This is a genomic window from Shigella sp. FC1967 (assembly GCF_001743005.1).
Taxonomy (GTDB): Bacteria; Pseudomonadota; Gammaproteobacteria; order Enterobacterales; family Enterobacteriaceae; genus Proteus.
This window is the reverse complement of sequence record NZ_MIIZ01000111.1, coordinates 1-26,138: the sequence shown is the minus strand read 5'-3', so window position 1 is coordinate 26,138 and position 26,138 is coordinate 1. Positions and strand designations below refer to the sequence as shown.

Genomic DNA, 26,138 nt, shown 5'->3' with positions numbered 1-26,138 from the left:
TATTTTCTAATTTTACTGTGGTATTTATCTTGTTGCTCTTACCTATTCATTACTCATTAAGTTAATTAGATTTAGGCAAATTTAATCATTACCATGCCAACCAGTAATAATATAATCCCACCCCATCCTTTATAATTGAGTCGTTGATTAAATAAAATCCAACCAGCGGCGATAGTTGCAATAATTCCGAATGCTCCCCAAAGTGCATAGGCTACCGAAAGCTCTATTCCTTTGACGGCCATCGCAAGCGCACTAAAAGCACCTAACACACAAAACAATGATAATATTCCCAATCCCATTCGGCTAAAGCCGTTAGACATTTTTAAGAATATATTTGCGACAATCTCGAGCACTACGGCAAGTATTAAAAACGCACCATGCCACCATTCAAATTGAGCTAACATAATTAAGCCTCCTTGATATTGGCAGGAATTGGCTTATTCGCTCCTTTTACAGCACTGGCAACATGCTTGGCTTTACCCGCAATACTTTTCACCGATTCTGTTGTTTTCTTAGCAACCGTCGATTTTTTAGTACCTGATTTGATCAGTGTGATCCCTGCAATTAACATTGCAAGACCACCTAATTTTAATGGTGAGAGTGATTCACCAAACCACAGAACGCTAAATGTTGTAATAATGACAATTCCAATACCTTCCCACAGTGCATATGCTACACCTAATGCCACTTTTTTGACGGCTATGGCTAAAAAGATATAGGAAGTGGCAATCATTAACCACATCACAATCATACCAGTGTAACCACCGCTCACACTGGCGTACTTCATCGATAAAGTACCGATAACTTCACAAACAATAGCTAATGCTAAAAATATCCAATAAATCATTTTTTTCATCTCTCATACATATTCGAAATACGCCAAAACGTTTCTTGCACAGAAGATAGAGAATATGTAGATAGTCTTTCTGGCGGCAATAGTAACCGAACGTTAAGGCAACGTCGTTTCCTGATAACTCAGGGATTAAGATGAGAGGTTTCTATAATGCGCCACACCAGTAGTGTTCGCTGGATAAAATAGCAGAAAGGAATAACTTATAGGTAGAACGTTTAACTTTGACGCTTTTGGCGCTAGTCATGATTATTTATTCTTTCATCGCACAGACCATCCGCACGATATACTCCGAACCCTCATATAAGATGGTTAAATGTTACATGATATTTCTATCATGCCAAATTATTTAAAGCAATGCTTTTAAGGAAATTTTTTTTCGTTAATTGGTTGGTTTTGTTTAAGTTTTAATTTTTTATTGTGCTATGGCTTATAAGTCTTATGAATAGTTATTGAAACAATTTTCGTTTTAGCTTGGTTTTATTCATTTATTAGCCAGTAATTATGCTTAAAAATAGTTACTGAAGAGAAAAACACCCAGCATAGCTCTGGGTGTTTTCTTTTTAGAATGGACAATCAAAATCAATTATTCAATTTCATTCCAAGAGCGACCATCACGGGTGATCATGGCAACAGATGCAACCGGTCCCCATGTCCCCGCTTGATATGGCTTAGGCAACTCATTATCGCATTCCCATGCATTGATAATTGAATCAACCCATTTCCATGCTTCTTCTACTTCATCACGACGCACAAATAGCGCTTGGATCCCGCGCATAGCTTCTAACAATAAGCGCTCGTAAGCATCCGCTAAATGTGTTTGATTGAATGTTTCAGAGAAGCTCAAGTCCAACTTGGTTGTTTGTAAACGGTGTTTATGATCGAGCCCCGGTGCTTTATTTAGCACTTCAATATCGATGCCTTCATCGGGTTGTAAACGGATCGTCAGCTTATTTTGTGGTAACTCTTGATAAGTCTCACTGAAGATATTCAGCGCAGGCTTTTTAAAATAAACCACAACTTCTGAACATTTGCTTGGTAGACGTTTACCCGTTCTTAGATAGAACGGAACACCTGCCCAACGCCAGTTGTCAATATCAGCGCGGATTGCCACAAATGTTTCTGTATTACTGGTTTTATTAGCACCTTCTTCATCTAGATAACCTGGTACTTTTTTACCTTGCACAAAGCCACCCGTATATTGTCCACGAACCGTTTTTTCGCGAATATTCGTGTTATCAATACGGCGTAATGAGCGTAAAACTTTTACTTTTTCTTGACGAATACTGTCAGCAGTTAAATCCGCCGGTGGTGACATCGCAATCATAGTCAGGATTTGTAATAGGTGATTTTGCACCATGTCACGCATTTGACCCGCTTGATCAAAGTATCCCCAACGCCCTTCAATACCCACTTCTTCTGCAACCGTAATTTGGACATGATCAATCGTTTTATTGTCCCAGTTGTTAACAAATAATGAGTTTGCAAAACGCAGTGCTAATAGATTTAAAACCGTTTCTTTACCTAAATAGTGGTCAATACGATAAATTTGAGTTTCTTTAAAGTATTTCGCTACGCTATCGTTAATAGAAACAGAAGACGCTAAATCTGTCCCTAATGGTTTTTCCATTACGACACGGTTAGGCTCTTTATTTAATTTTGCATGACCTAATCCCTGACACATTGCGCTAAAGGTGCTTGGAGGCATAGCAAAGTAATAGATAGCCGGTAATTTATCTTGTTTTAGATGCTTTGATAACTCAATGAAATGGTCTGTTTCATTAACATCAAGATTACAAAAATCTAAGCGCTCACTTAAACGTTGCCAAACTTCAGGGTTAATCTCTTCTTTTAAAAAGGTTTTTAACGCTTCATGAGCGACATTTTTTATATGCCTCAACATCCCAATCAGCACGACCGACACCAATAATGCGAGAGTCAGGGTGAATATATCCTGCTTTTTCCAATTGATATAATGATGGAATGAGCTTACGGCGTGCGAGATCCCCTTTCGTACCGAAGATAACCAGATCACAGGCCTGAGCAGTCGATATCGCTGCCATAGAACGTCTCCTCATGATGAGATTTTGTAATTTTGTTACAGAATTTTGTATTAATGTACTCTTTTGGGTGTATTCAGTAAATACACTTGCGCATTTTAGTCTCTAACTTACCACACATCTTGTAATGCTTCATTTTATGCCGAGTGTTTTATCTCTTCTTGTAACTTTACAACAGTTTTGTTTCTTGTTTTCAGCTTTGAAAGTTAGACACTCGTCATACTTTAACGAAAAAAGCCCTGTTTGCCGATGGATTACACTGCAAGCCTTGTTCTTTGCGTAGTATATTTTCATAAAACTGTTATAGATTTCTCCTTTTATTGAAATTGGTAAAGCCAAGGATCTGTATATTTAATGAATATATTGGAAAGAGTTCAGTCTAATCTGGACATCTTGAGTAAATCAGAAAAAAAAGTCGCAGAAGCTGTTTTAACTGCGCCACAAACCGTTATCCATTCAAGTATTGCTTTAATGGCTAAAACGGCTGATGTCAGTGAGCCAACTGTTAATCGCTTTTGCCGTCGTATGGCAACAAAAGGATTCCCTGATTTCAAATTACAATTAGCACAAAGCATTGCCAACGGCACACCTTATGTAAATCGTAATATTGATGATTCCGATACTGTCTCTTCTTATACCAATAAAATTTTTGAATCTGCAATGGCAGGACTTGAAGACGTTAAAAATAATATTGATATCGCAGCTATCAATCGGGCCGTTGATATTTTGACGCAAGCTAAAAAAAATCTCTTTTTTTTGGTTTAGGTGCATCGGCAGCCGTTGCTCACGATGCCATGAATAAATTTTCTCGTTTTAATATTCCAATTACTTATTTCGATGATGTTGTTATGCAACGCATGAGTTGTATAAATAGTACTGATGGTGATGTTGTTGTTATTATTTCACATACTGGGCGCACTAAAAATTTAGTTGAAATTGCCAAAATCGCACGCGAAAACGACGCCGCCGTTATTGCCATTACAACTCAGGGCTCTCTTTTAGCCTCTGAAGCAACCCTTCCCATCTTGCTTGATGTGCCTGAAGATACTGATATTTACATGCCGATGATCTCCCGCCTAGCACAACTCACCATTATTGATGTTCTTGCAACAGGATTTATTTTACGTCGAGGACCAAAATTCAGAGATAACTTGAAGCGCGTCAAAGAAGCTTTACGTAATTCACGGTTTGATAAGTAACCGTTTTTAATTATTCTGTTAGTATTGTCACACTTCCATTGTGCCCCTGACTAGATAAGTTTTTGAAAAATGGTAGCATATCTGCGAGCTAACTCTCGCATATAATGAAAACAGTCGTGTATGTTACAATTAGCTTGAAGCGTTTCACTTAACATATTGGATAAAGCGCAGTCTAATTTCTGTTTTATCCAATTGCCAACACCTTTCTTTCAAGGTCAACGGAGTAATACATGTCCAGACGGCTCAGAAGAACAAAAATTGTTACCACCTTAGGCCCAGCAACAGATCGTGATAATAACTTAGAAAAAATTATTATTGCTGGCGCAAATGTTGTTCGATTAAATTTCTCTCATGGTTCTGCGGAAGATCATCTTGCTCGCGCTAATCGCACGCGTGAAATTGCAGCTCGATTAGGTCGCCATGTTGCTATTCTTGGGGATTTACAAGGCCCTAAAATCCGTGTATCTACCTTTAAAGACGGAAAAATTTTCCTGAATGTCGGTGATAAATTCTTACTTGATGCCGCGCTCGAAAAAGGCGAAGGCAATCAAAATCAAGTAGGTATTGATTATAAAGGCTTACCAGCCGATGTCGTTCCAGGCGATATTTTACTTCTTGATGATGGTCGAGTTCAGTTAAAAGTCCTCAAAGTGGAGGGTTTAAAAGTCTTTACTGAAGTGACTGTCGGTGGTCCTTTATCTAACAATAAAGGTATTAATAAGCTCGGCGGAGGCCTTTCTGCTGATGCATTAACAGAAAAAGACAAGCAAGATATTATTACTGCGGCAAAAATCGGTGTTGATTACCTTGCTGTTTCATTCCCAAGAACGGGCGAAGATCTTAACCTTGCTCGCCGTTTAGCCCGTGATGCAGGCTGTGAATGCCAAATTGTTTCAAAAGTAGAGCGAGCTGAAGCGGTTGCTAATGATGAAATCATTGATGAAATCATTCTTGCTTCAGATGTGGTGATGGTTGCTCGTGGGGATTTAGGCGTTGAAATTGGTGATCCGGAGCTGGTTGGCGTACAGAAAAAATTAATTCGTCGTGCTCGTCAGCTTAATCGTGTCGTTATCACTGCGACGCAAATGATGGAGTCAATGATAACAAATCCTATGCCAACTCGTGCCGAAGTAATGGACGTTGCTAACGCCGTATTGGATGGTACAGATGCCGTTATGTTGTCGGCAGAAACTGCCGCAGGGCAGTACCCCGCAGAAACCGTCGCTTCAATGGCACAGGTCTGCCTAGGCGCTGAAAAAATGCCCGCTGCCAATGTTTCTAAGCACCGTTTAGATATGGTGTTTGATACCGTCGAAGAAGCCATCGCGATGTCTACCATGTATGCAGCTAACCATATGAAAGGCGTTAATGCGATTATTGCAATGACTGAATCAGGCCGTACTGCACGCATGATGTCTCGTATTAGTACAGGTTTGCCAATTTTCTCCATGTCTCGCCATGAAAAAACATTAAATCAGACTGCACTTTATCGTGGTGTCACACCTGTTTATTGTAGTACTCACACTGATGGTATTGCTGCGGCTAATGAAGCAATTGGTCGTTTGCGTGATAAAGGTTTCTTAGTTTCTGGTGATTTAGTGTTAGTCACTCAAGGTGACCTAATGGGTACCGTCGGTAGTACCAATACATGTCGTATTCTGACTGTTGAATAACACCAAATCCTAAATCTTAATAACAAAACGGGCACTTAATAAAGTGCCCATTTTTTATTTCCTTATTTTTAGTGCAAAAACTAGTCCAGAATATTCTCTTTCGCATAAGGCTCTATTTCGCCCTCTTTACGTGTTTTCAATAATTTTAAGATCCACGTATATTGCTCTGGCGTTGGTGTCACTAATGCTTCTAACTCTTCATTCATTCTACGTGCAATGTATGCATCATCTTTGTCTTCAATATCATCCATGGGTTCACGAACAATAATACTAAGCTGATGTGTTTTATGACAATACACTGGGAATAACGGTACGATAGCCGCTCGACATACTTTCATTAACCGCCCTATCGCAGGTAATGTCGCTTTATAGGTACCGAAAAAATCCACAAATTGGCTATGTTCTGCGCCATGATCTTGATCTGGTAGATAATAACCCCAGTAACCTTGTCGCACAGAAGAAATAAAAGGCTTAATGCCTGCTTCGCGTGAATGTAATCGACCATCAAAATGATGACGTGCTTTATTCCATAAATAATCAGCAACGGGATCTTTTTGGTGATGAAACATCGCTGCCATTTTTTGGCCAGTTGATGCTAATAGCATTGCCGGAATATCAACTGCCCAACCATGAGGCACCATAAAAATCACATTACGACCTTGCGCTTTAAAACGCTCAATAATGTCTAATCCCTGCCAAGAGGTACGTTTTAATATACGATCAGGGCCTCTTAAGCAAAGCTCTGCTAACATCACAAAAGATTGAGGCGCCGTTTCAAACATACTGTCGAGGACATTTTCACGTTGTGTTTTATTCCATGTTGGAAAACAGTATCTCAAGTTGATATCTGCACGACGTCTTGCACTTTTCGCTTTACGCCCAACAAAACGACCAATAGAAGCAAGAAAGGGATCTCGCCATTTTACTGGCATATAAGCTAATGCACTTAATACACCTGCACCTAACCATGTTCCCCAATGACGAGGATGCAAATATGCGCGGTGAAAAGTGGGTACATAACCCGCTTTGCTATCTGTATCTTTTTCTTTATTCATCAGATAACTCTCTGAACTGATATCCCAAATGGGTGTAAAAAATATTAAAACAAAAACGGATGATAACAATCATCCGCTTTTATGTCTTTAAAATCGTGTTTATTGTCAATCAGCTAGCACTAATTGAGGTTTAATCTCTTTTACTTTGGCAAGATATTCTTGTTTGTCTTTACCCGTTAAACCGTCAGCACGAGGTAATGTTGCCGTTAGTGGATTAACTGCTTGTTGGTTGATCCACAGTTCATAGTGCAAATGAGGCCCCGTAGAGCGTCCTGTATTCCCTGATAACGCAATTCTATCCCCACGCTTAACTCGTTGTCCTGGTTTTACAAGTAACTGACGTAAGTGCATATAACGTGTTGTGTATTGGCTACCGTGGCGAATAGCTATAAAGTTACCTGCGGCACCACTGTATTTTGCCACGATAACTTCACCATCTCCTGTTGCTAATACAGGAGTGCCTACTGGCATAGCAAAGTCGACTCCTTTATGAGCGGCTAAACGGCCTGTAACAGGGTTAATACGACGAGGGTTAAATTGAGAGGAAACTCTAAACTGTTTCACCGTTGGGAATCGCATAAATCCACGTTCTAACCCACCAGCTTGACTATCATAAAAACGACCGTCTTCCGCAAGGAAAGCATAATAATCTTTGCCTGCGCTACGTAAACGCACACCAATCAGTTCACTCTGCTCTGTACGACCATCCAGCACTTCACGAGAAAAAAGTGCGGCAAACTGATCACCACTTTGTAATTTTTTAAAGTCTACTTGCCATTGCAATGCTTTAGTCACTGCACGGGCTTCTGAATTCGTTAAACCTGCATTCGTTGCACTAACAGAGAAACTGCCACGAATAACACCGGTGGTAACACTGTTTTTCCACTCACCTTTTTGAAACGTTTTTGTCTCATTAAAACCCGTTTCTGTACGGGTATAAACACGCGTTTCACGGCGAGAAACACCCCAACTTAGCTCTTTTAGCAACCCATTATCATCAAGTTCCCAACTAATAGGCTGCCCGATTTTAAGGTTTCTAAGATCTTTATTTTGATTAGAGATGGTCGCGATATCAGCAGAATCAATACCAAACTGTGTTAGTATTGAACTTAGTGAATCACCACTAGAGACAATATAAGTATGAGGGACTTGGGCAACTGCGATGCTTGTATCTGAGCTATCATCAGCATCGACTAAACCTTCATCAGTGAGTTGATCACTACTGTCAGTAATAATGTCATCCGTATTTTCACTTTGTACTGTTGAAGGCATTTGAATGCTGACAGGGACTTCTCGGTTTTGCTCGTTTTGAAGAACCACTGGTCGCCAAATTGCGACGGCCAGTGTTGCAGCAGTTAACGAACCGAGCATGATCTTATGTGGGAGTGGTAAACTTAAATATACCTGTGCAATGGATTTCTTCTGCTGCACTTTCTTAATTCCTTATTGTGTTTCATTCAGGCAGCTCGCATATTGGTTAGCTAGTTGGGTAAGGAATTTTGTATAACTCTCTTGAGTCAGTGCAATCCCACTTCCTAGGGGGTCTAATACACCCATTTTAACCCCAGTGCCTTTCGCCACTGTTTCTATTACTGTCGGCCTAAATTGTGGCTCAGCAAAAATGCAGGTTGCTTTTTGCTCAACCAACTGTGTTCGTATTTGATGTAATTTCTGCGCACCCGGCTGTATTTCAGGGTTGATCGTAAAATGACCTAACGGCTTTAAATTATAATGTTTTTCGAAGTAGCCATAAGCATCATGAAAGACAAAATAACCCTTATTTCTCACAGGCGACAGAATATTAACAAGATTTTTATCAGTTTGCTTGAGTTGTTCGCTGAATTTACCTAGGTTTACGTCCAGAAGTTCTTTTTTTATCTGGATAGAGCATAATTAACCTTTCATGGATCTGTTTTGCAGACGACAACGCAATCTCTGGTGATAACCAGATGTGCATATTATAATCACCGTGAGAATGATGTTCGTGATTTTCCTCATGTTTATGGACATTGTCATCATCATCTTTCAATAAAAGTGACTTTATTTCGTCAGTTTCCGCTAAAGCCAACTTATGATTGTCAGTAAGTCTGTTTAATGGCTTATCTAAAAATACTTCCATATTAGGTCCAACCCATACCATCAGGTCGGCGGAAGTGATTTTCTTCAAATCCGAGGGTTTTAATGCATAATCGTGTGGAGATGCCCCATCTGGTAATAAAACCTCTGTTGGTGTTACTCCATCAGCGATAGCCGCAGCAATAAATCCTATTGGTCTAATGGAAACGACGACATCAGCCTGCACTGAAGCAGTGAATGAGCTTATCATCGCTGTCGTTAAAAATGATTTCAATAAAAAACGATGCGCAAATTTGTTGTTTTTATGTAACATAGGAAGAATTCTCGTGAATCATCATTGGAAATGTTATATTATAACGTTTCAATGATTCTGCAAGTGCTAATTTTATGTCTGACTTGATTTGTTTAAAATCGGTTTCTGTTTCTTTTGGTGAAAGAGAAATTTTAAAAGATATCTCTTTTGATTTAAAAGCAGGCCGTATTCTTACTTTACTTGGCCCTAATGGTGCGGGTAAATCCACGGTTATCCGTTTAGTTCTTGGTTTATTACATCCAACCTCTGGAAAAGTTGAACGTCAAAATGCGTTACGAGTGGGTTATGTGCCACAAAAACTTTATCTCGATCCCACCATGCCACTCACCGTTAAACGGTTTATGACACTAAAACCAGGTGTTCATGATAGAGATATTCTCCCTGCTTTAGAACGCGTTAATGCGGCTAAATTAATCAATCAGCCTATGCAGAAACTTTCTGGTGGTGAGACACAACGTGTATTATTAGCAAGGGCCTTACTTAATCGACCTCAGCTTTTAGTCTTAGATGAGCCGACTCAAGGTGTTGATGTTAATGGTCAATTAGCACTTTATGATTTAATTAATCAGCTACGTCATGAATTAGGTTGTGCCATATTGATGGTTTCTCATGATCTTCATCTTGTAATGGCAAAAACAGATGAAGTCCTCTGTTTAAATGGTCATATTTGCTGTTCGGGCACACCTGATGTTGTTTCATCTCACCCTGAATTTATTGCCATGTTTGGAAGTCGTGGTGCTGAGCAACTGGGTATTTATCGTCATCATCACCAACATAGTAAGGAGTGTCGTCATGATTGAGTTGCTGTTACCGGGTTGGATTGCCGGTATGCTCTTAGCAATGGCGGCGGGCCCTTTGGGCTCTTTTGTCGTTTGGCGTCGTATGTCTTATTTTGGTGATACCTTAGCGCACGCTTCACTACTGGGTGTTGCTTTTGGTTTGCTGTTTAATATCGAGCCTTTTTATGCTGTTATTGCAGTCACGCTTCTTCTCGCCATTTTATTGGTCTGGTTAGAGTTAAAACCTCAACTTTCTGTTGATACTCTTTTAGGGATCATGGCACACAGTGCGCTCTCTTTAGGGCTTGTGGTTGTGAGTTTAATGTCGAATGTACGTGTCGATTTAATGGCTTATCTGTTTGGTGATTTACTGTCTGTAAACTATCAAGATGTTATCAGTATTTTTATTGGTGTTGTGATTGTTCTATTTGTGATTATTCGTTCATGGCGCCCACTGCTCTCCATGACAATTAATCAAGATATGGCATTTGTTGATGGTGTAAATATTCAGCGAGAACGCTTAAAGCTAATGATGATCACTGCATTAACCATTGGTTTAGCCATGAAGTTTGTCGGCGCGTTGATCATTACGTCTTTACTCATCATCCCTGCGGCAACGGCACGTCGTTTTGCTCGTTCTCCAGAGCAAATGGCATTAATTGCAATTGCTGTTGGTATGTTGGCAATTACAGGCGGTTTAACCTTCTCTGCTTTTTATGATACCCCTGCTGGCCCGTCTGTAGTTTTAGCGGCGAGTTGCCTGTTTATCTTGAGTTTATTTGCACCGGCTAAACAGTAATATTTCCAGCACGTTAGATAGATAACGAAATAAAAATAAACCCCAACAACACTATGTTATTGGGGTTTATTTTTATCTTTATTCAATTGAATATCTGAACATTGATATTTCTATTTTTTACTTAATTCTGTTTCGTCTATAGGAGAATAAATTAGCACATGAACATCCGTTAAGGGTTCCATTGCGCTTTTAATTTTTTTCATACACCATAGACCATTCTAAGCCACCTAAACCCGCCCCCCTAAAGGTGGAATAGCAATAGACTTAATCTTGCGCTGTTTAATTTCATCAACCAGTGTAATTAATCCAGCTTCAATATCTTCAATGCAACTTGCATTTCGCCAGTGTCGTTTAGTCGGGAAGTTGACAATAAAACGGGGATTAGTCGCTTTTTTTATTTCATAAATAAACATCACACCCGGTGTCAGTTCTTTATTTTTGCATGCTAGAGCATAAGCTTTAAAATTATCAGGCCATGCTTTTTTAAACTGTAAGGCAATACCGCGCCCCATGACACCAACACAATTGACAGCATTGACAATTGCCTCAGTGTTTGCATGTAAAAGATTACCTTGTGTCAGTTCTATCATTTAAATCACCTTCAACCTCATCCGATACCAATTTTAAGGCTCTTCAACAATACGATTAAAATGACGATAAGCATGATTAGTGGCAACACGACCTCGTGGTGTGCGCTGAATAAAACCTTGCTGAATTAAATAAGGCTCTAATACATCTTCTATGGTTTCACGCTCTTCACCAATAGCTGCCGCAAGGTTATCTAGTCCTACTGGGCCACCCATAAATTTATCAATGATGGCAAAAAGGAGTTTACGATCTAAATAATCAAAACCTGCTGCATCTACATTCAACATATCAAGCGCTTTAGATGCAATCTCTTCATCAATAGCACCATTGCCTTTTACTTGAGCAAAGTCTCTCACTCGGCGCAATAATCGGTTAGTAATACGTGGAGTGCCTCGTGAACGCATTGCGATTTGACGAGCACCCTCATCTGTCATCTCTAATCCCATAAAACTGGCACTACGAGACACAATGTGTTGTAGATCGTCAACATTATAAAACTCAAGACGTTGAACAATACCAAAGCGGTCACGCAATGGTGAGGTTAAAGAGCCCGCTCTTGTGGTTGCCCCCACTAAGGTAAATGGAGGTAAATCAATTTTAATTGAACGAGCCGCAGGCCCTTCACCAATCATAATATCAAGTTGATAATCTTCCATTGCTGGGTAAAGAATTTCTTCAACAACCGGTGAAAGACGATGGATTTCATCAATAAATAATACGTCATGAGGCTCAAGGTTAGTTAGCATCGCGGCGAGATCGCCTGCTTTTTCAAGTACAGGGCCTGATGTCGTACGTAAATTAACCCCCATTTCATTCGCAATGATATTTGCCAATGTGGTTTTACCTAATCCAGGAGGTCCAAAGATAAGCAAATGATCGAGCGCATCTTGACGCAATTTAGCCGCCTGAATAAAAATCTCCATTTGTTCTCGAACTTGCGGTTGTCCGACATATTCGGCAAGAGATTTAGGACGAATAGCCCTATCAATAATTTCTTCTTCAGGTTGTTGAATTTCTGCTGAAATCAGGCGATCTGCTTCAATCACAATGTGTTACTCCTAAATAGCCGCACGCAACGCTTCTTTGATAAGCGTTTCGCTATCTGTACCCAGTTTTGCCACTTTACTGATCATTTTTGCAGCTTCTTGTGGTTTATAGCCTAATGCGATTAATGCAGCAGAAGCTTCGGCTTCAATATCAGCCGCTTTTGGCGCTTTAGGAGAAGTACTTTCTGGTAACTCGATATCATTATTTTCAAATAAATCACCATTAAGACCTTTAAAACGATCTTTCATTTCAACAACCAAACGCTCAGCTGTTTTCTTACCTACACCCGGTAATTTTACTAATGACGTGATAGATTCATTTTCAATAGCCGTCACAAATTGGCGAGCAGACATGCCAGATAGAATAGCTAAAGCAAGTTTAGGTCCTACACCATTGACTTTAATTAATTCACGAAAAAGTGCGCGCTCTTGTTTTTGATTAAAACCATAAAGTAATTGTGCATCTTCACGTACGATAAATTGCGTATAGATAATGGCTTCTTGACCAATATCAGGCAATTCATAAAAACAGGTCATTGGCATATTGATTTCATAACCTACGCCATTACCTGCCTCGATCAGCACCACTGGTGGCTGTTTTTCAAGAATAATTCCTCTGATACGACCTATCACCCTAATGCCTCCGCAAAAATAATTACGTCAAGTTTATAACATAAAAAAAGCTGGACGTATATCCAGCCTGTGAAAAACCAAAGACATTTACTAAGATAACAACTTATCTTAACCGACCTCGCGTTAATACTAAGCGCGGATCACCTACACGTAATAAATTTTGGTTAAAATGACAATGTGTAATCGCAATTGCCAATGCATCAGCAGCATCCGATTGTGGAGCCGCAGATAATTTTAATATTGAACGCACCATATGTTGCACTTGGCTTTTTTCAGCAGCTCCCGTTCCTACAACAGTCTGTTTCACTTGACGCGCCGCATATTCAAAAACAGGAAGATCATTATTAACTGCGGCAAGTATTGCTACACCACGCGCTTGTCCAAGCTTGAGTGCAGAATCAGCATTTTTAGCCATAAATACTTGTTCAACCGCAAACACATCGGGTGAAAATTGAGTAATGATTTCACTAACACCCGCATAAATACGTTTAAGTCGATTAGGAAGGTCGGGAACTTGTGTGCGAATACAACCACTTCCCAAATAGATAAGTTGTCGCCCTTGCTGTCGAATTACACCATAGCCTGTAACACGTGAACCGGGGTCTATACCGAGAATGATAGCCATATCAATTCCTGTTGCCGATATGGTCGATGGCGAGAGAAAAGAGCAAAAAAAGCTGCGCTGCTCTTCTCTTCGCACTTTTAATAACAGCAGTCAGCACTGTTATTTTCGATAATCGCTAGAACGATTACAGGATATCTTCCAGTTGTTTTGCAACTTCATCCGAGATATCACCATTGTGATACACTTCTTGTACGTCATCACTGTCTTCTAGCATATCGATAAGACGCATTAATTTAGGTGCTGTTTCAATATCTAATTCTGCTTTAGTCGATGGGATCATTGAAACTTCTGCTGATTCAGCAACAAAACCCGCTGCATCCATTGCATCTTTTACTTCACCAAACGATTCTGGTGTCGTGTAAACATCAATAGCACCATCATCATAAGTTTCAACGTCATCCGCACCCGCTTCTAATGCCGCTTCCATAACAGCATCTTCATCAACGCCCGGTGCGTAAGAAATGACACCTTTTTTAGTAAACAGATAAGAGACAGAACCATCTGTTCCTAAGTTACCACCAGTTTTGGTAAATGCATGGCGAACATCGGAAACAGTACGGTTACGATTATCACTTAAGCATTCAACCATCACAGCAGTACCCGCAGGACCATAACCTTCATAGATGATAGTTTCCATATTATCATTTTCATCATTACCCACACCGCGTGCAATCGCACGGTTTAAGGTGTCACGAGTCATGTTGTTTGATAATGCTTTATCAACTGCCGCACGTAAACGCGGGTTAGTTGCAGGATCACCACCACCTAAACGTGCTGCTGTAACTAATTCACGGATGATTTTAGTGAAAATTTTACCGCGTTTCGCATCTTGCGCTGCTTTACGGTGTTTTGTATTGGCCCATTTACTATGACCTGCCATGAAAATATCTCCAAACGTGGTCTAATCATTAAATAACAAATTCTTCAATCGCTTGTTGATTACTGGCGGATTTTGTTAATTTTGCCGCCAGTGGTGCGTCTAGCCATTGGTATTGCGAATGCTCAGTTAGCACAAGTTCTCGCTCCGCGGGCAGTGCTAATGTAAACCAATGTTCCTGACAATGTGTCACATCAGGTGCATAACGATGCCGAAAATGTGCAAAAATTTCAAAAAGAACTGAGCGATGGCAATCCACCAGCTCAAGATTTTCTTTTATGATATCAATTCCAACTTCTTCTTGCACTTCACGTAACGCCGTTTGAAATGGCGTTTCGTCTGCTTCTAAGCTACCGGTTACAGATTGCCAAAAATCAGGATCATCTCGACGCTTAAGCATAAGCACCCGTTTGGTCTCTTTTGCATAAATAACAACTAAAACGGATATCGGGCGCTTATATTTCATCTTTTACTCGTTATCTTCGCTAACTTCTTTTTGAGTCACTGCAATTGCTAACTCTTTTAAAGCATCTTCATTAGCAAAGCTTGGTGCATTTGTCATTAAACACGCAGCTGCGGTTGTTTTAGGGAACGCAATAACATCACGAATGTTATCAGTACCAGTTAACAACATCACTAAACGGTCTAAACCAAATGCTAAACCTGCATGTGGTGGAGTACCAAATTTAAGTGCATCTAATAAGAAGCCAAATTTTTCTTGTTGCTCATCAGGCGTAATACCTAAAATGCTAAATACCGCTTGTTGCATTTCATTACGGTGAATACGCACTGAACCACCACCCACTTCATAACCATTGATAACCATATCATACGCATTGGCTACCGCACCTACTGGATGTGCTGTTAACTCAGCAGGTGATAGGTCTTTTGGTGAAGTAAATGGATGGTGCATTGCACTTAAGCCCCCCGTTTCTTCATCTTCTTCAAACATTGGGAAGTCGATAACCCATAATGGTTTCCATGCGTTTAAGTCTGTCAGCTCAAGATCACGACCGACTTTCAAACGCAGAGCCCCCATCGCATCACTGATTGTGCCTTTACGACCCGCACCAAAGAAGATTAAATCACCATCTGTTGCGCCTGTTGTTTCTAAAATTGAGTTAACAACATCGTTAGTCAAGAATTTAGCGATTGGGCTTTGTACACCTTCAATGCCTTTCGCACTTTCGTTGACTTTCATCCACGCAAGACCTTTAGCGCCGTAGATACCAACGAACTGTGTATATTCGTCAATATTTTTACGCGTTAATGATGCGCCGCCTGGTACACGCAATGCGATAACACGACATTTTTCATCATTAGCCGCTTGTGCAAATACACTGAACTCAACATCTTTGACTAAATCAGCAATGTCTTTCAGTTCCATTGGGTTACGTAAATCGGGTTTGTCTGAACCATAACGACGCATGGCTTCAGCAAAAGTCATTACTGGGAACGCACCTAAATCGACATTAAGAATATCTAACCATAATGCATGGATCATACGCTCCATGACTTCGCGCACTTGGTCTGCACTCATGAAAGAGGTTTCAACATCGATTTGTGTGAATTCAGGCTGACGGTCAGCACGTAAGTCTTCATCACGGAAACATTTTACGATTTGATAGTAACGATCAAAACCCGACATCATTAACAGCTGTTTAAAAAGCTGTGGTGATTGTGGTAATGCGTAGAATTTACCTTTATGTACACGACTTGGTACTAAATAGTCACGCGCACCTTCTGGTGTCGCTTTTGTCAACATTGGCGTTTCAACGTCAAGGAAACCTTCACCATCCATAAAACGGCGAACAAAGCTTGTAATTTTAGCACGGGTTTTTAAGCGTTCAGCCATTTCAGGGCGACGCAGGTCTAAATAACGATAAGTTAAACGACGCTCTTCCGTATTTGTTTGATTACTATCTAACGGTAATGGCTCTGAACGGTTAAAAATAGACAGAGATTCTGCCGCTAACTCAATTTCACCTGTTGCCATATTTTTATTAACTTGGCTATCAGGACGAGCGCGTACTGTTCCTGTGACTTGAATACAAAATTCATTACGCAGTTCTGAAGCCTGAGAAAATGCCTCTTTCTGCTCTGGGTCAAAGAAGACCTGAACAATACCTTCACGATCTCGCATATCAATAAAGATAAGTCCACCTAAGTCACGGCGACGGTTAACCCAACCACAAAGAGTCACTTTTTGGCCCACATGGGCGCTATTCAACTGCCCACAATAATTAGTACGCATACAATATCCTTTTACTCAGCTTGTTGTGCTTTCTGCTGCGGAAATTTTGGCAATAGTCTTTTTCGAGTAGTGTCAAAAAAAAAGGCAGACATTATAACGAAAATTCTTCCCGGAGATAAGAGTATAGACCTAGATTATATGATACATCTTTTCAAGGATTTGCTAATCCCCAAACAATTAATTAATAATAATTATTTATAGCGACAGAAGTCGCTTTGAGGTTTATCATTAAATTCGCCGTTTTTTGGCTTTGGCAATGGAGAAAAGATGGTTAGCTCGCTTTATATCATACTGGGCGCACTATTATTGATTAAATTATCCCTCAATGTTGTAAAACTCAGAACACAATATCGAGTTGCTTATGGCGATGGTGGCTTTTATGAATTACAAACAGCCATCCGTGTTCACGGCAATGCGGTAGAATATATTCCGATTTCGATGATCTTATTACTGGTCATGGAAATGAATGGTGCTTTTGTTTGGATGGTACACATCTGTGGCTCAATTTTAATCGCAGGTCGCTTTTTACACTCTTATGGGTTAAAACACCGTGAACTTCGCTGGCGTCGTTCAGGCATGGCAGCCACTTATTTATCAATGCTATTGATGATCATTGCTAATATTTATTTCCTTCCTTGGATACAAATCTTTTCCTTTTATTACTAAGTCCTCGCAGGAATAACATGATCATCCATGATCAAAATCGACATCCTTGCTGTTGTGTCTAATAACGGCAAGGTATCAAAAAGGTTTATTTATTTTTTCCCAATTCTTTCTAAATAATGCAACTTTGTGAGCACCGTCGCTTCTGATAGAATACTCGCTTCTTTTATTCCTTAAACCTATTTTAGTTATGTCGAATTCAAAATCATCACAACAAGACAGCTTATTTGCGACACCTATTGCTAATCTTGGTGACTGGCGCTTTGATGAAAAAGTCGCTGAAGTATTTCCTGATATGATAAAACGCTCAGTTCCCGGTTACTCTAATATCATCTCCATGATTGGTATGCTTGCAGGTCGCTTTGTTACGCCCAATAGCCAAGTCTATGATTTAGGTTGTTCTTTAGGCGCAGCAACCCTTTCCATGCGTCGTAATATTGATGCTACTGGCTGTAAAATTATTGGTGTTGATAATTCACCCGCCATGGTAGAACGCTGTCAGCGCCATATTGATGCCTATAAAGCTGATACACCCGTTGAGATTATTGAAGGTGATATTCTTGATATCGAAATTAATAATGCTTCAATGGTCGTGCTTAATTTTACCTTACAATTCTTAGCACCGAACGATCGCCAAATACTCTTAAACCGAATTTACCAAGGCCTTAATCCTGGTGGCGTGTTAGTGCTTTCTGAAAAATTCAGTTTTGAAGATAAAGAAATTGGTGAGTTGCTATTCAATATGCATCATGATTTCAAGCGAGCTAACGGTTACAGCGAATTAGAAATTAGTCAAAAACGGAGTATGTTAGAAAATGTTATGCTGACTGATTCTGTTGAAACGCATAAAACTCGTTTACATAACGCAGGTTTCCCACATACGGAAGTTTGGTTCCAATGTTTTAATTTCGGCTCTCTTTTAGCGATTAAAGGCAACAATGAATGATTAATTTTGGCGCGTTTTATCAACTTATTGCGCAGGATGAGCGCTTATTTCATTGGTTAGATACATTGCCTGCCCAATTATCAGAATGGCGTTCAAATGCGTTACACGGTCACTTTTCCTCATGGGAAAGAATGCTTGAGGGTTTACCTGAAATTACACCCACTGAGCTTGATTTGAAAAATGGAGTGACTGCTCAGCATACTCCAGCATTAAGCACAGGCGAGCAACTGGGATTAAGCAACGTTTTAAAAAATTTAATGCCATGGCGTAAAGGTCCATTTTCACTTTATGGCGTTAATATCGATACGGAATGGCGTTCTGATTGGAAATGGGATCGTGTTTTACCTCATCTTTCACCGCTTGAAGGCCGTTTGGTATTAGATGTTGGTTGTGGTAGTGGCTATCATATGTGGCGAATGTTAGGAGAAGGCGCAGAATTTGTTGTCGGGATCGACCCGACTCAACTTTTCTTATGCCAATTTGAAGCGGTCAGAAAATTATTAGGTAATGACCAACGCGCACATTTAATCCCTGTGGGTATTGAGCAAATGCCTGAATTAAATGCCTTTGATACTGTATTCTCGATGGGTGTACTTTATCATCGCCGTTCCCCCCTTGATCATTTATGGCAATTAAAGAACCAATTAGTTTCTGGTGGTGAATTAGTCTTAGAAAGCCTTGTTGTTGATGGTGATGAATTCCAATGCCTGATCCCAGGTGAACGTTATGCACAAATGCGTAACGTATATTTTATTCCATCTGCCAAAATGCTAAAAGTTTGGCTAGAAAAATGTGGTTTTAAAAATGTACGTATTGTCGATGAAAATACGACCTCTCTTGATGAGCAACGTAAAACCGATTGGATGGTCACTGATTCATTAGATGCATTCTTAGATGCTGATGATAAAACCAAAACCGTTGAAGGTTATCCCGCACCTAAACGTGCAATATTAATTGCCACTAAGCCTTAGTTTTTTTTATTGAGTTCTAAAGGGATATCAAGTTATTTAATATCCCTTTCTTTCATAATATTCATCTTGTTTTTTATTAAAAATACCTTATACGTCCTCTTATTTGCAGATGAACGATTAAAGAAATCTATGGCAAAGGCATCAAAGAGCAAAGTTGCTACTCAAAAAGAAATAACACGAAAAAAACAACACGCGCTTTTACAAAAAAATAAGCGTCAGCAATATGATGATCCTATTTTCTCGTCCTTTGTCGAAACCACATCAGCAAAACACCTTCCATTAACGCCATTACAACGAGGAGTACACCTCTTTTTTTCATTATTTGACTATGCCACACAACTTTTATATATCGCTTTTATTATTACTGTTTGGTGGTTTCCTGAACATTTCTCAGTTCAAACCATTTATAATCTAACGGTTTTATTTTTATTTGAGTTTATTCTTGTACATTCCGGCGTTTTTTATGGCTGCATTTGCTCGAACGAAACTTGTTTTTGCTCTTATTCCCTTTTATGGAATATTTGCGCTTATTATCAATAGCATGATTATGGGGGGATGAAAACCTGATTATTTGGCTCTATGCTGTGATTGTTGCCAATCGAATTATCAATGGTTACCAAATAAAAACTAAAGAAGAGATGGGGAAAAACTTATTCTATTCTGCACTCTTAGTGTTAAATTTTTATGCTATGCCTTTTTTTCTGTCATGATATTTAAGTTCTTAGTCCCTTATGGTGGGTTAACGCCACAATATTTAAATGAAATTAACTATCTTTATTTAATTCCACAGCACAGCGACTATTTTAATGTTCCACATGTTGGTATGGCTTACGGCACATTATTCTATGGTATTCCTTTGGTTTTTATTACGATAAATAGTGTAATCCCTATTTATCAGCGTGTAATACAAAAACTAAAACAACCAAAATAAATACAGAACAATCATTCTAAAATAGAACACTTGTTGTTCATCTTTATTCATGTTTAAATACGTGCGTTACCACACTGATTATTTCTCTTTTTAAGAAGGCACTTCCCTACGATGAATTAAATTCTGCCAGAAAATTTCTCATATACCTTTTGGGGTATTCATTTTCTGTTACTGGCAGACAATAATTTATTTCGTCGCATCTAGAAAAAGATCTCGGCTGTCTGCCACCTATTTCACTTAGGAGGTATTACTATGACAATAGCCTGTCACTTTTCACAACTGACTATTGAATTTAATCAAGGAACGCTTTTTCCGCCATTAACTCGCTCACTGACTTGCCAGCAAAATGCATTAATCGGCGCCAATGGTAAAGGGAAATCCGTACTATTAAGATTATTAGCGCAAAAAATATTACCGACTTCAGGTCAAGTTAATTGGAATATGCCTTTTGTTCATGTTGATCAATTAACACGACTACAAGGCGATACACTTGCTCAAGCATTAGGTATTCATAAAATTAACCAAGCATTCCAACGTGTTGATGCGGGTATTGCTACATTAGAAGATATTGAGTTACTCGATGGTAAATGGCAACTTCCGGCCATGTGGCAGAATATATTAGATTCAGCACAACTTCCTGTCGCATTAGATACCCCTATTGCCAATCTAAGCGGTGGAGAACAAACACGTTTAGCACTTTGTCGCGCTTTTTTATGCGAGAATAGTTTTTTACTGCTAGATGAGCCAGATAACCATCTTGATTATCAAGGGCAGCAGTGGTTAATAAAACAATTAGCTCAGCATAAAGCGGGCTCTCTTATGATAAGTCACAATCGAAACTTACTCTCGTATGTGGATACCATTTTTGAATTAAGTGAGAAAGGTTTATCTGAATATGGTGGAAATTATACGTTATATGAGACTCAAAAAAGTGCAGAAATAGCATCATTGGAAGCCGCAAGTGAGCGACTAAATAGCCAAATCAAAAATGAGAAACGCCAGCAACAAGCAACATTACAAAAAGCAGCACAACGGAAACGACAAGGCGAATCACTTAGGCAAAGTGGCTCTCAAAGCTTACTTTTATTAGATATGCAAACCAATCGAGCGGAACAACGACAATCAGCAGTTGCTAAGCGACATCAGCGCGTAATCGATGAGATGCAATCACAAAAACAAAGCGTTGATGAGGAAAAAACACATATTCATCAGCAAAAAATGGTCTTGGACTACCAAAGCGATGGTCATCGTTTAAATGTATTTGTTAATAATCTTCAGCTTCCGTATGGCTTTCAGCACCCTATTTCATTTTCAGCCTACGGCAATGAGCATTGGCATATAAAAGGTAAAAATGGGTGCGGAAAATCCACACTATTAAAATGTTTGATCGAACACGTTGCACCACTTTCTGGTGAATTTCGTCTCAATAAAAACTATTGTTATCTTGATCAACATCTTGCTTTACTTGATAAAACGTTACCGGTTGCACAAGCACTCCATCAATATCAACCGGCGATTTCTGTCGAACAATGGCGAACACGTCTTGGAATGTTGAGAATTAGAGGTGATAAATCGTTACTACCACTTGAAAAACTCAGTGGCGGTGAGCAATTAAAAGCAACGTTATTAGCGTTAACACATAGCCCCAAACCCCCTGCTGTATTATTACTTGATGAGCCAGATAATCACCTTGATATCGAATCCAAACAACTATTGGAAAATCTACTTATTGAATACCAAGGCACATTGTTACTGGTTTCGCATGATGAAGCTTTTGTTAAACGTTGTGGTATTACTCATACGCTGTTATTAGACAAGACTATATAAAAAACTGCGCCACAAAAGGCGCAGTTCTAGGCTATTGTAGCCGTGCAATCAAGATGCTAATGGCGCATGAATACTCATAATATCTTTCATCGCTTCAACAGTATCTTCATCCACGCAGTAATGTGTAAATTCATCCACCTCACTGTCAGAGCTCATCGTTACACCCGCTTTACGATAAATCATGGTTGAAGGTGCCTGTTTTCCTGCTGAACTGTGTATTTCTTTTAATCCTACATCGAGGAATTTTTGGATATTACTGAGCCTTACACCCGCTCCAGCCATAATTATAGGGCCTTGTGTTTTTTCATTTAACGTTCGTAATAATGGCAAACCTAGTTCTGCATTTGCCTGCTGTCCTGACGTTAAAATACGAGAAACACCGAGTTGAGTCAGTTGTTCCAGCGCTAATAATGGATTAATGCACATATCAAAAGCACGATGGAACGTAATGGCTAATGGACCTGCAAGCTCCATTAAAATTTCCATTTTAGGCAAATCAATATGCCCTTCTTCATTTAAAAGACCAACAACGGCACCTGAAAATCCCATATCGCGGATCAAACTAATATCATTTTTCATTGCTGAAAAATCAGCTTGTGTATAACAAAAATCACCACCACGGGGGCGAACGATAGGATGAACGGGAATACGAACCAGATCTCTGACTTGTCGTAGCATTCCAAAGCTTGGTGTAATACCACCTTCTGCCGGACTCGTGCACAGCTCTATTCTATCTGCGCCTGCTCGTTCTGCTACCAACGCACATTCAGCGCCAAAACAACAAATCTCCAATGTAGCCATATCATCCCTCTCCATCCTTAATAAAGAAAGTAATCAGAAAATAAATATCATTTCTCAGCGATTGCTAACAATAGTTGTCGAATCTCGTTACTCATTCAATTCTGTTATCAGAATTTTGTGCTGACACAAGCAAACTATTTTCTTAAAGTGTCGTTCAACACTCACTTTCAACGATTTCAAGTAACGAATAAGGATGATACTTTACGGTCACTTTTCCATTAGAAATAGCCACCGTTGGATTAGGTAAACGCTCTTTCTCACCTTTAGGTTCGCTAATTTTTAAGCTAACACCCTCAGGTAACGTTTGAGGTAAAAAAGACATGACTTTATTCACTAGATCCGTAGGTTCAACAGTGATCACTTGTTCAATATGCTCCCAACCTTGGTATTCATATTTTTTGTTCGTAGGAAAAGGCAATTCAACCATTGAAACAGGTTGGTTTAAAATAATTAATGGCGTTTCTAAGTGAAATAGATATATTGGGCGCCCATTAATGACATTATCAGAAATACACTTTCCACATTGGCTTAATCCTGTTCGCCACTGCTCCGCTAACACTAAATCGTGACAACGTAACGATACATGATCAGTCAAATAGGCGGATAAATCTATACCCAAACTCTCAGCAAATAGCGTCATATTTTCTTCAAACAAAGAAAGCTCGTGAGTTAAATCATTTAATTGAGAAACTGAAGAAAATAACACCATTTTGAATAACCTTAATGAAAAAACAGAGAAAAAACCTTAAAGATAAGCCCGAGATGGTAGCATGTTCTAGCCGGAATATGTTATAAATTCAAGGTTAATCCTAATTCTTTATAAGAAACCTGTCAGACTTTTGTCGTCAGGTTTTATTTTCTCAATAATTTAAGGTAACCCGGTGAATATTCAGGCTTTTCTTTCAGAAAAAATCAGTGTGGCAATGTGTGCTGCTGGTGCACCCGCTGATAGCGAACCTCTTGTCCGTCAGTCAGCCAAAGTACAATTTGGTGACTATCAGGCAAATGGTGTCATGGGAGCTGCAAAAAAAATGGGGATCCCACCCCGACAACTCGCAGAAAAGATCCTAGAAAAGCTCGATATTACGGATATTGCAGATAAAGTTGAAATCGCAGGTCCAGGTTTTATCAATATCTTTTTATCTCCACAATGGGTTGCAAAGCAAGCTGAATACGCATTAGCAGATGAACATCTAAACGTAACACCCGTTGAACCTCAGACTATTGTTATCGACTATTCATCTCCAAACGTTGCAAAACAGATGCACGTTGGTCACTTACGTTCGACCATTATTGGCGATGCAAGTGCACGTACTTTATCTTTCTTAGGTCATCATGTTGTTCGTGCTAATCACCTTGGTGATTGGGGTACACAATTTGGTATGCTAATTGCGTATTTAGAGAAAAAGCAGAATGAAAACGCCGCTGATATGGCGTTATCTGATCTCGAAGCGTTCTATCGTGAAGCGAAAAAACACTATGATGAAGATGAAGTATTTGCAGAGCGTGCCCGTAATTACGTTGTAAAATTACAAAGTGGTGATGAATACTGCCGTACAATGTGGCGTAAATTAGTTGATATCACTATGCAACAAAACCAAGTGACTTATCAACGCCTTAACGTGACATTAACCGAAGATGACATTATGGGTGAAAGTCTTTATAACCCCATGTTGGCAGGTATTGTTGCCGATTTGAAAGCAAAAGGTCTTGCCGTAGAAAGTGAAGGTGCAACCGTTGTTTTCCTTGATGAATATAAAAACAAGGAAGGCGAACCTATGGGGGTTATCGTTCAGAAAAAAGACGGTGGTTACCTATATACAACAACTGATATTGCTTGTGCAAAATACCGTCACGAAACATTACATGCTGATCGTGTACTTTATTATATCGACTCTCGTCAGCACCAGCATTTAATGCAAGCTTGGACAATTGTGCGTAAAGCTGGCTACATCCCCGACTCAATGTCACTTGAACACCATATGTTCGGTATGATGTTAGGTAAAGATGGTCGCCCATTTAAAACGCGTTCTGGTGGCACTATACGTTTAACCGACTTACTCGATGAAGCTGAAGAAAGAGCTCGTGTATTAATTGCTGAAAAAAATCCAGATATGGATAAAGAGGAATTAAATAACGTTGCTCGTGTTGTGGGTATTGGTGCTGTTAAATACGCTGATTTATCTAAAAACCGCACAACAGACTATATCTTTGATTGGGATCTAATGCTGAGTTTCGAAGGTAATACGGCACCTTATATGCAATATGCCTATACTCGTGTTGCTTCAATTTTCAAACGTGCAGAAATTGATGAAAATGCGTTAACACAACCTATCTCACTAACACAATCTCATGAAAGACAACTTGCATTACGTTTAGTCCAATTTGATGAGACTATTATGCAAGTTTCTCGTGAAGGAACACCTCACGTTATGTGTGCTTATCTTTACGATCTAGCACAAACCTTCTCTGGCTTTTATGAAAACTGCCCTATCTTATCTGCTGAAGATGAAAACACACGTCAAAGCCGTTTAAAACTGGCTCGTTTAACCGCGAGAACCTTAAAACAAGGTTTAGATACCTTAGGTATCGAAACAGTCGATAGAATGTAATTTATCTCTGTTTTTAAATAGAGTGATAAAAAAAACCGATGGTAATTTATTTAGCCATCGGTTTTTTATTAAGCATTAATTCTTAATTCAATATTGCTAAAAAACACTTCAAACAATGACTCAATCAAATTTCCAATGCTACTTAATCATTAATCTTCGTTAGCAGTTATAACATCCTGACACAACAATCCTCTAATATCTTTCACGTCAATCCAACCATCGACACTGTCTATTGGCTTACTAGGGCTGTATAAACGGTCATTGTCGTCTTTCGCTGTGAAAGCTAGATCCTCATTAGTTTTGTCAAATACACCGACACAGTTAACTGGAGTGAGTTTTGAGGTATTAATTTTTCCGTCAGCAGTACAACCTGCAAGAAAATAACGTAGCTAATGATACAGAAATGATAAATTGCTTTTTTTCATAGTAGCTCCTTGAGCACTCTTATTGTTATTTTTACCAAAAATCACAAAAGTGAACATTTAGTATGTCTTTAAACTAGAAATATCTAATGATTCATAACTCCTTCAAGTATAACGAATCAATAGAAAAAATATTTG

The 26,138-nt window shown here is 39.3% G+C and carries 23 protein-coding genes and 3 pseudogenes; 11 read left to right on the top strand and 15 right to left on the bottom strand.

Annotated elements, in window-relative coordinates; all coding sequences use genetic code 11:
* Positions 1-71: 71 nt before the first annotated feature.
* The 3 genes and pseudogenes from mdtI to zwf form a co-directional block, all read right to left on the bottom strand.
* Positions 72-404, bottom strand: coding sequence for a multidrug/spermidine efflux SMR transporter subunit MdtI (gene mdtI / locus BHE89_RS01045; RefSeq protein ID WP_023582084.1), 333 nt, complete (start codon positions 402-404; stop codon positions 72-74).
* Positions 405-406: 2 nt separating this feature from the next.
* Entirely contained in the window at positions 407-847 is a 441-nt protein-coding gene (mdtJ, locus tag BHE89_RS01040; protein ID WP_069369087.1) for a multidrug/spermidine efflux SMR transporter subunit MdtJ, read from the bottom strand.
* A 589-nt stretch (positions 848-1,436) separates the two neighbouring features.
* A pseudogene (gene zwf, locus BHE89_RS01035) lies at positions 1,437-2,913 on the bottom strand (glucose-6-phosphate dehydrogenase).
* A gap of 351 nt (positions 2,914-3,264) precedes the next feature.
* Between zwf and BHE89_RS01030 the strand changes: the two are divergent.
* Positions 3,265-4,109, top strand: a pseudogene (locus BHE89_RS01030) (MurR/RpiR family transcriptional regulator).
* Between the two features lie 230 nt (positions 4,110-4,339).
* Entirely contained in the window at positions 4,340-5,782 is a 1,443-nt protein-coding gene (gene pyk / locus BHE89_RS01025) for a pyruvate kinase (protein ID WP_069369084.1), read from the top strand.
* Positions 5,783-5,862: 80 nt separating this feature from the next.
* On the opposite strand, the gene lpxM is transcribed toward pyk, so the two are convergent.
* From lpxM to znuA, 3 genes and pseudogenes are all read right to left on the bottom strand, one after another.
* On the bottom strand, positions 5,863-6,837 hold the full coding sequence (gene lpxM / locus BHE89_RS01020; RefSeq protein WP_069369083.1) for a lauroyl-Kdo(2)-lipid IV(A) myristoyltransferase: 975 nt from the start codon (positions 6,835-6,837) through the stop codon (positions 5,863-5,865).
* A gap of 105 nt (positions 6,838-6,942) precedes the next feature.
* Positions 6,943-8,268 carry a murein DD-endopeptidase MepM gene (gene mepM, locus BHE89_RS01015; RefSeq protein WP_069369082.1) on the bottom strand — a complete coding sequence of 442 codons (1,326 nt, stop codon included), beginning with the start codon at positions 8,266-8,268 and terminating at the stop codon, positions 6,943-6,945.
* Positions 8,269-8,280: 12 nt separating this feature from the next.
* Positions 8,281-9,226 (bottom strand): annotated as a pseudogene (gene znuA / locus BHE89_RS01010) (zinc ABC transporter substrate-binding protein ZnuA).
* Positions 9,227-9,300: 74 nt separating this feature from the next.
* On the opposite strand from znuA, the gene znuC reads away from it, so the two are divergent.
* Both znuC and znuB read left to right on the top strand, forming a co-directional pair.
* On the top strand, positions 9,301-10,026 hold the full coding sequence (gene znuC / locus BHE89_RS01005) for a zinc ABC transporter ATP-binding protein ZnuC (RefSeq protein WP_069369080.1): 726 nt from the start codon (positions 9,301-9,303) through the stop codon (positions 10,024-10,026).
* Positions 10,019-10,804, top strand: a complete 786-nt coding sequence (gene znuB, locus BHE89_RS01000; protein ID WP_069369079.1) for a zinc ABC transporter permease subunit ZnuB — start codon at positions 10,019-10,021, stop codon at positions 10,802-10,804. Before znuC ends, znuB begins: the two co-directional genes overlap by 8 nt.
* Before the next feature lie 227 nt (positions 10,805-11,031).
* On the opposite strand, the gene BHE89_RS00995 is transcribed toward znuB, so the two are convergent.
* The 7 genes from BHE89_RS00995 to aspS form a co-directional block, all read right to left on the bottom strand.
* Entirely contained in the window at positions 11,032-11,394 is a 363-nt protein-coding gene (locus tag BHE89_RS00995; RefSeq protein ID WP_286145806.1) for a macro domain-containing protein, read from the bottom strand.
* 33 nt (positions 11,395-11,427) lie between these two features.
* Positions 11,428-12,438: a Holliday junction branch migration DNA helicase RuvB gene (gene ruvB, locus BHE89_RS00990; protein WP_069369077.1), complete on the bottom strand. Its 1,011-nt coding sequence runs from the start codon at positions 12,436-12,438 to the stop codon at positions 11,428-11,430.
* 12 nt (positions 12,439-12,450) lie between these two features.
* A complete protein-coding gene (gene ruvA, locus BHE89_RS00985; protein ID WP_069369076.1) occupies positions 12,451-13,071 on the bottom strand; it encodes a Holliday junction branch migration protein RuvA in 621 nt (206 codons plus the stop codon).
* Between the two features lie 103 nt (positions 13,072-13,174).
* On the bottom strand, positions 13,175-13,696 hold the full coding sequence (gene ruvC, locus BHE89_RS00980) for a crossover junction endodeoxyribonuclease RuvC (protein WP_006536599.1): 522 nt from the start codon (positions 13,694-13,696) through the stop codon (positions 13,175-13,177).
* 124 nt (positions 13,697-13,820) lie between these two features.
* Positions 13,821-14,576: a YebC/PmpR family DNA-binding transcriptional regulator gene (locus tag BHE89_RS00975; RefSeq protein ID WP_006536597.1), complete on the bottom strand. Its 756-nt coding sequence runs from the start codon at positions 14,574-14,576 to the stop codon at positions 13,821-13,823.
* A 28-nt stretch (positions 14,577-14,604) separates the two neighbouring features.
* The gene (gene nudB, locus BHE89_RS00970; protein WP_069369075.1) at positions 14,605-15,039 is read right to left on the bottom strand and encodes a dihydroneopterin triphosphate diphosphatase; all 435 of its coding nucleotides are present in this window, start codon (positions 15,037-15,039) and stop codon (positions 14,605-14,607) included.
* A gap of 3 nt (positions 15,040-15,042) precedes the next feature.
* Positions 15,043-16,827: an aspartate--tRNA ligase gene (aspS, locus tag BHE89_RS00965; RefSeq protein WP_069369074.1), complete on the bottom strand. Its 1,785-nt coding sequence runs from the start codon at positions 16,825-16,827 to the stop codon at positions 15,043-15,045.
* Between the two features lie 267 nt (positions 16,828-17,094).
* Here aspS and BHE89_RS00960 point away from each other — a divergent pair, with 267 nt between their 5' ends.
* The 6 genes from BHE89_RS00960 to BHE89_RS00935 all read left to right on the top strand — a co-directional run bounded on the left by BHE89_RS00960 (position 17,095) and on the right by BHE89_RS00935 (position 22,165).
* Positions 17,095-17,493, top strand: a complete 399-nt coding sequence (locus BHE89_RS00960; RefSeq protein WP_069369073.1) for an MAPEG family protein — start codon at positions 17,095-17,097, stop codon at positions 17,491-17,493.
* A gap of 187 nt (positions 17,494-17,680) precedes the next feature.
* Complete coding sequence (gene cmoA, locus BHE89_RS00955) at positions 17,681-18,436, top strand: carboxy-S-adenosyl-L-methionine synthase CmoA (protein ID WP_069369072.1); 756 nt, start codon at positions 17,681-17,683, stop codon at positions 18,434-18,436.
* On the top strand, positions 18,433-19,407 hold the full coding sequence (gene cmoB, locus BHE89_RS00950; protein ID WP_069369071.1) for a tRNA 5-methoxyuridine(34)/uridine 5-oxyacetic acid(34) synthase CmoB: 975 nt from the start codon (positions 18,433-18,435) through the stop codon (positions 19,405-19,407). Before cmoA ends, cmoB begins: the two co-directional genes overlap by 4 nt.
* A gap of 129 nt (positions 19,408-19,536) precedes the next feature.
* Positions 19,537-19,947, top strand: coding sequence for a hypothetical protein (locus BHE89_RS00945; protein WP_128860267.1), 411 nt, complete (start codon positions 19,537-19,539; stop codon positions 19,945-19,947).
* A 166-nt stretch (positions 19,948-20,113) separates the two neighbouring features.
* Complete coding sequence (locus BHE89_RS00940) at positions 20,114-20,338, top strand: hypothetical protein (RefSeq protein WP_128860266.1); 225 nt, start codon at positions 20,114-20,116, stop codon at positions 20,336-20,338.
* A gap of 252 nt (positions 20,339-20,590) precedes the next feature.
* Positions 20,591-22,165, top strand: a complete 1,575-nt coding sequence (locus BHE89_RS00935; RefSeq protein WP_069369069.1) for an ATP-binding cassette domain-containing protein — start codon at positions 20,591-20,593, stop codon at positions 22,163-22,165.
* A 48-nt stretch (positions 22,166-22,213) separates the two neighbouring features.
* On the opposite strand, the gene cutC is transcribed toward BHE89_RS00935, so the two are convergent.
* On the bottom strand, positions 22,214-22,966 hold the full coding sequence (gene cutC / locus BHE89_RS00930) for a copper homeostasis protein CutC (RefSeq protein WP_069369068.1): 753 nt from the start codon (positions 22,964-22,966) through the stop codon (positions 22,214-22,216).
* Between the two features lie 154 nt (positions 22,967-23,120).
* The gene (locus tag BHE89_RS00925) at positions 23,121-23,675 is read right to left on the bottom strand and encodes a VOC family protein (protein ID WP_069369067.1); all 555 of its coding nucleotides are present in this window, start codon (positions 23,673-23,675) and stop codon (positions 23,121-23,123) included.
* A 172-nt stretch (positions 23,676-23,847) separates the two neighbouring features.
* Here BHE89_RS00925 and argS point away from each other — a divergent pair, with 172 nt between their 5' ends.
* Complete coding sequence (argS, locus tag BHE89_RS00920; protein WP_069369066.1) at positions 23,848-25,578, top strand: arginine--tRNA ligase; 1,731 nt, start codon at positions 23,848-23,850, stop codon at positions 25,576-25,578.
* Positions 25,579-26,138 lie beyond the last annotated feature (560 nt).

Excerpts from the sequence above, each read along its gene's own strand:
- mdtI (WP_023582084.1), bottom strand. The coding sequence starts at position 404 with ATGTTAGCTCAATTTGAATGGTGGCATGGTGCGTTTTTAATACTTGCC.
- mdtJ (WP_069369087.1), bottom strand. The coding sequence starts at position 847 with ATGATTTATTGGATATTTTTAGCATTAGCTATTGTTTGTGAAGTTATC.
- pyk (WP_069369084.1), top strand. The coding sequence starts at position 4,340 with ATGTCCAGACGGCTCAGAAGAACAAAAATTGTTACCACCTTAGGCCCA.
- lpxM (WP_069369083.1), bottom strand. The coding sequence starts at position 6,837 with ATGAATAAAGAAAAAGATACAGATAGCAAAGCGGGTTATGTACCCACT.
- znuC (WP_069369080.1), top strand. The coding sequence starts at position 9,301 with ATGTCTGACTTGATTTGTTTAAAATCGGTTTCTGTTTCTTTTGGTGAA.
- znuB (WP_069369079.1), top strand. The coding sequence starts at position 10,019 with ATGATTGAGTTGCTGTTACCGGGTTGGATTGCCGGTATGCTCTTAGCA.
- BHE89_RS00995 (WP_286145806.1), bottom strand. The coding sequence starts at position 11,394 with ATGATAGAACTGACACAAGGTAATCTTTTACATGCAAACACTGAGGCA.
- ruvC (WP_006536599.1), bottom strand. The coding sequence starts at position 13,696 with ATGGCTATCATTCTCGGTATAGACCCCGGTTCACGTGTTACAGGCTAT.
- BHE89_RS00975 (WP_006536597.1), bottom strand. The coding sequence starts at position 14,576 with ATGGCAGGTCATAGTAAATGGGCCAATACAAAACACCGTAAAGCAGCG.
- nudB (WP_069369075.1), bottom strand. The coding sequence starts at position 15,039 with ATGAAATATAAGCGCCCGATATCCGTTTTAGTTGTTATTTATGCAAAA.
- aspS (WP_069369074.1), bottom strand. The coding sequence starts at position 16,827 with ATGCGTACTAATTATTGTGGGCAGTTGAATAGCGCCCATGTGGGCCAA.
- BHE89_RS00960 (WP_069369073.1), top strand. The coding sequence starts at position 17,095 with ATGGTTAGCTCGCTTTATATCATACTGGGCGCACTATTATTGATTAAA.
- cmoA (WP_069369072.1), top strand. The coding sequence starts at position 17,681 with ATGTCGAATTCAAAATCATCACAACAAGACAGCTTATTTGCGACACCT.
- cmoB (WP_069369071.1), top strand. The coding sequence starts at position 18,433 with ATGATTAATTTTGGCGCGTTTTATCAACTTATTGCGCAGGATGAGCGC.
- BHE89_RS00945 (WP_128860267.1), top strand. The coding sequence starts at position 19,537 with ATGGCAAAGGCATCAAAGAGCAAAGTTGCTACTCAAAAAGAAATAACA.
- BHE89_RS00940 (WP_128860266.1), top strand. The coding sequence starts at position 20,114 with ATGATATTTAAGTTCTTAGTCCCTTATGGTGGGTTAACGCCACAATAT.
- BHE89_RS00935 (WP_069369069.1), top strand. The coding sequence starts at position 20,591 with ATGACAATAGCCTGTCACTTTTCACAACTGACTATTGAATTTAATCAA.
- cutC (WP_069369068.1), bottom strand. The coding sequence starts at position 22,966 with ATGGCTACATTGGAGATTTGTTGTTTTGGCGCTGAATGTGCGTTGGTA.
- BHE89_RS00925 (WP_069369067.1), bottom strand. The coding sequence starts at position 23,675 with ATGGTGTTATTTTCTTCAGTTTCTCAATTAAATGATTTAACTCACGAG.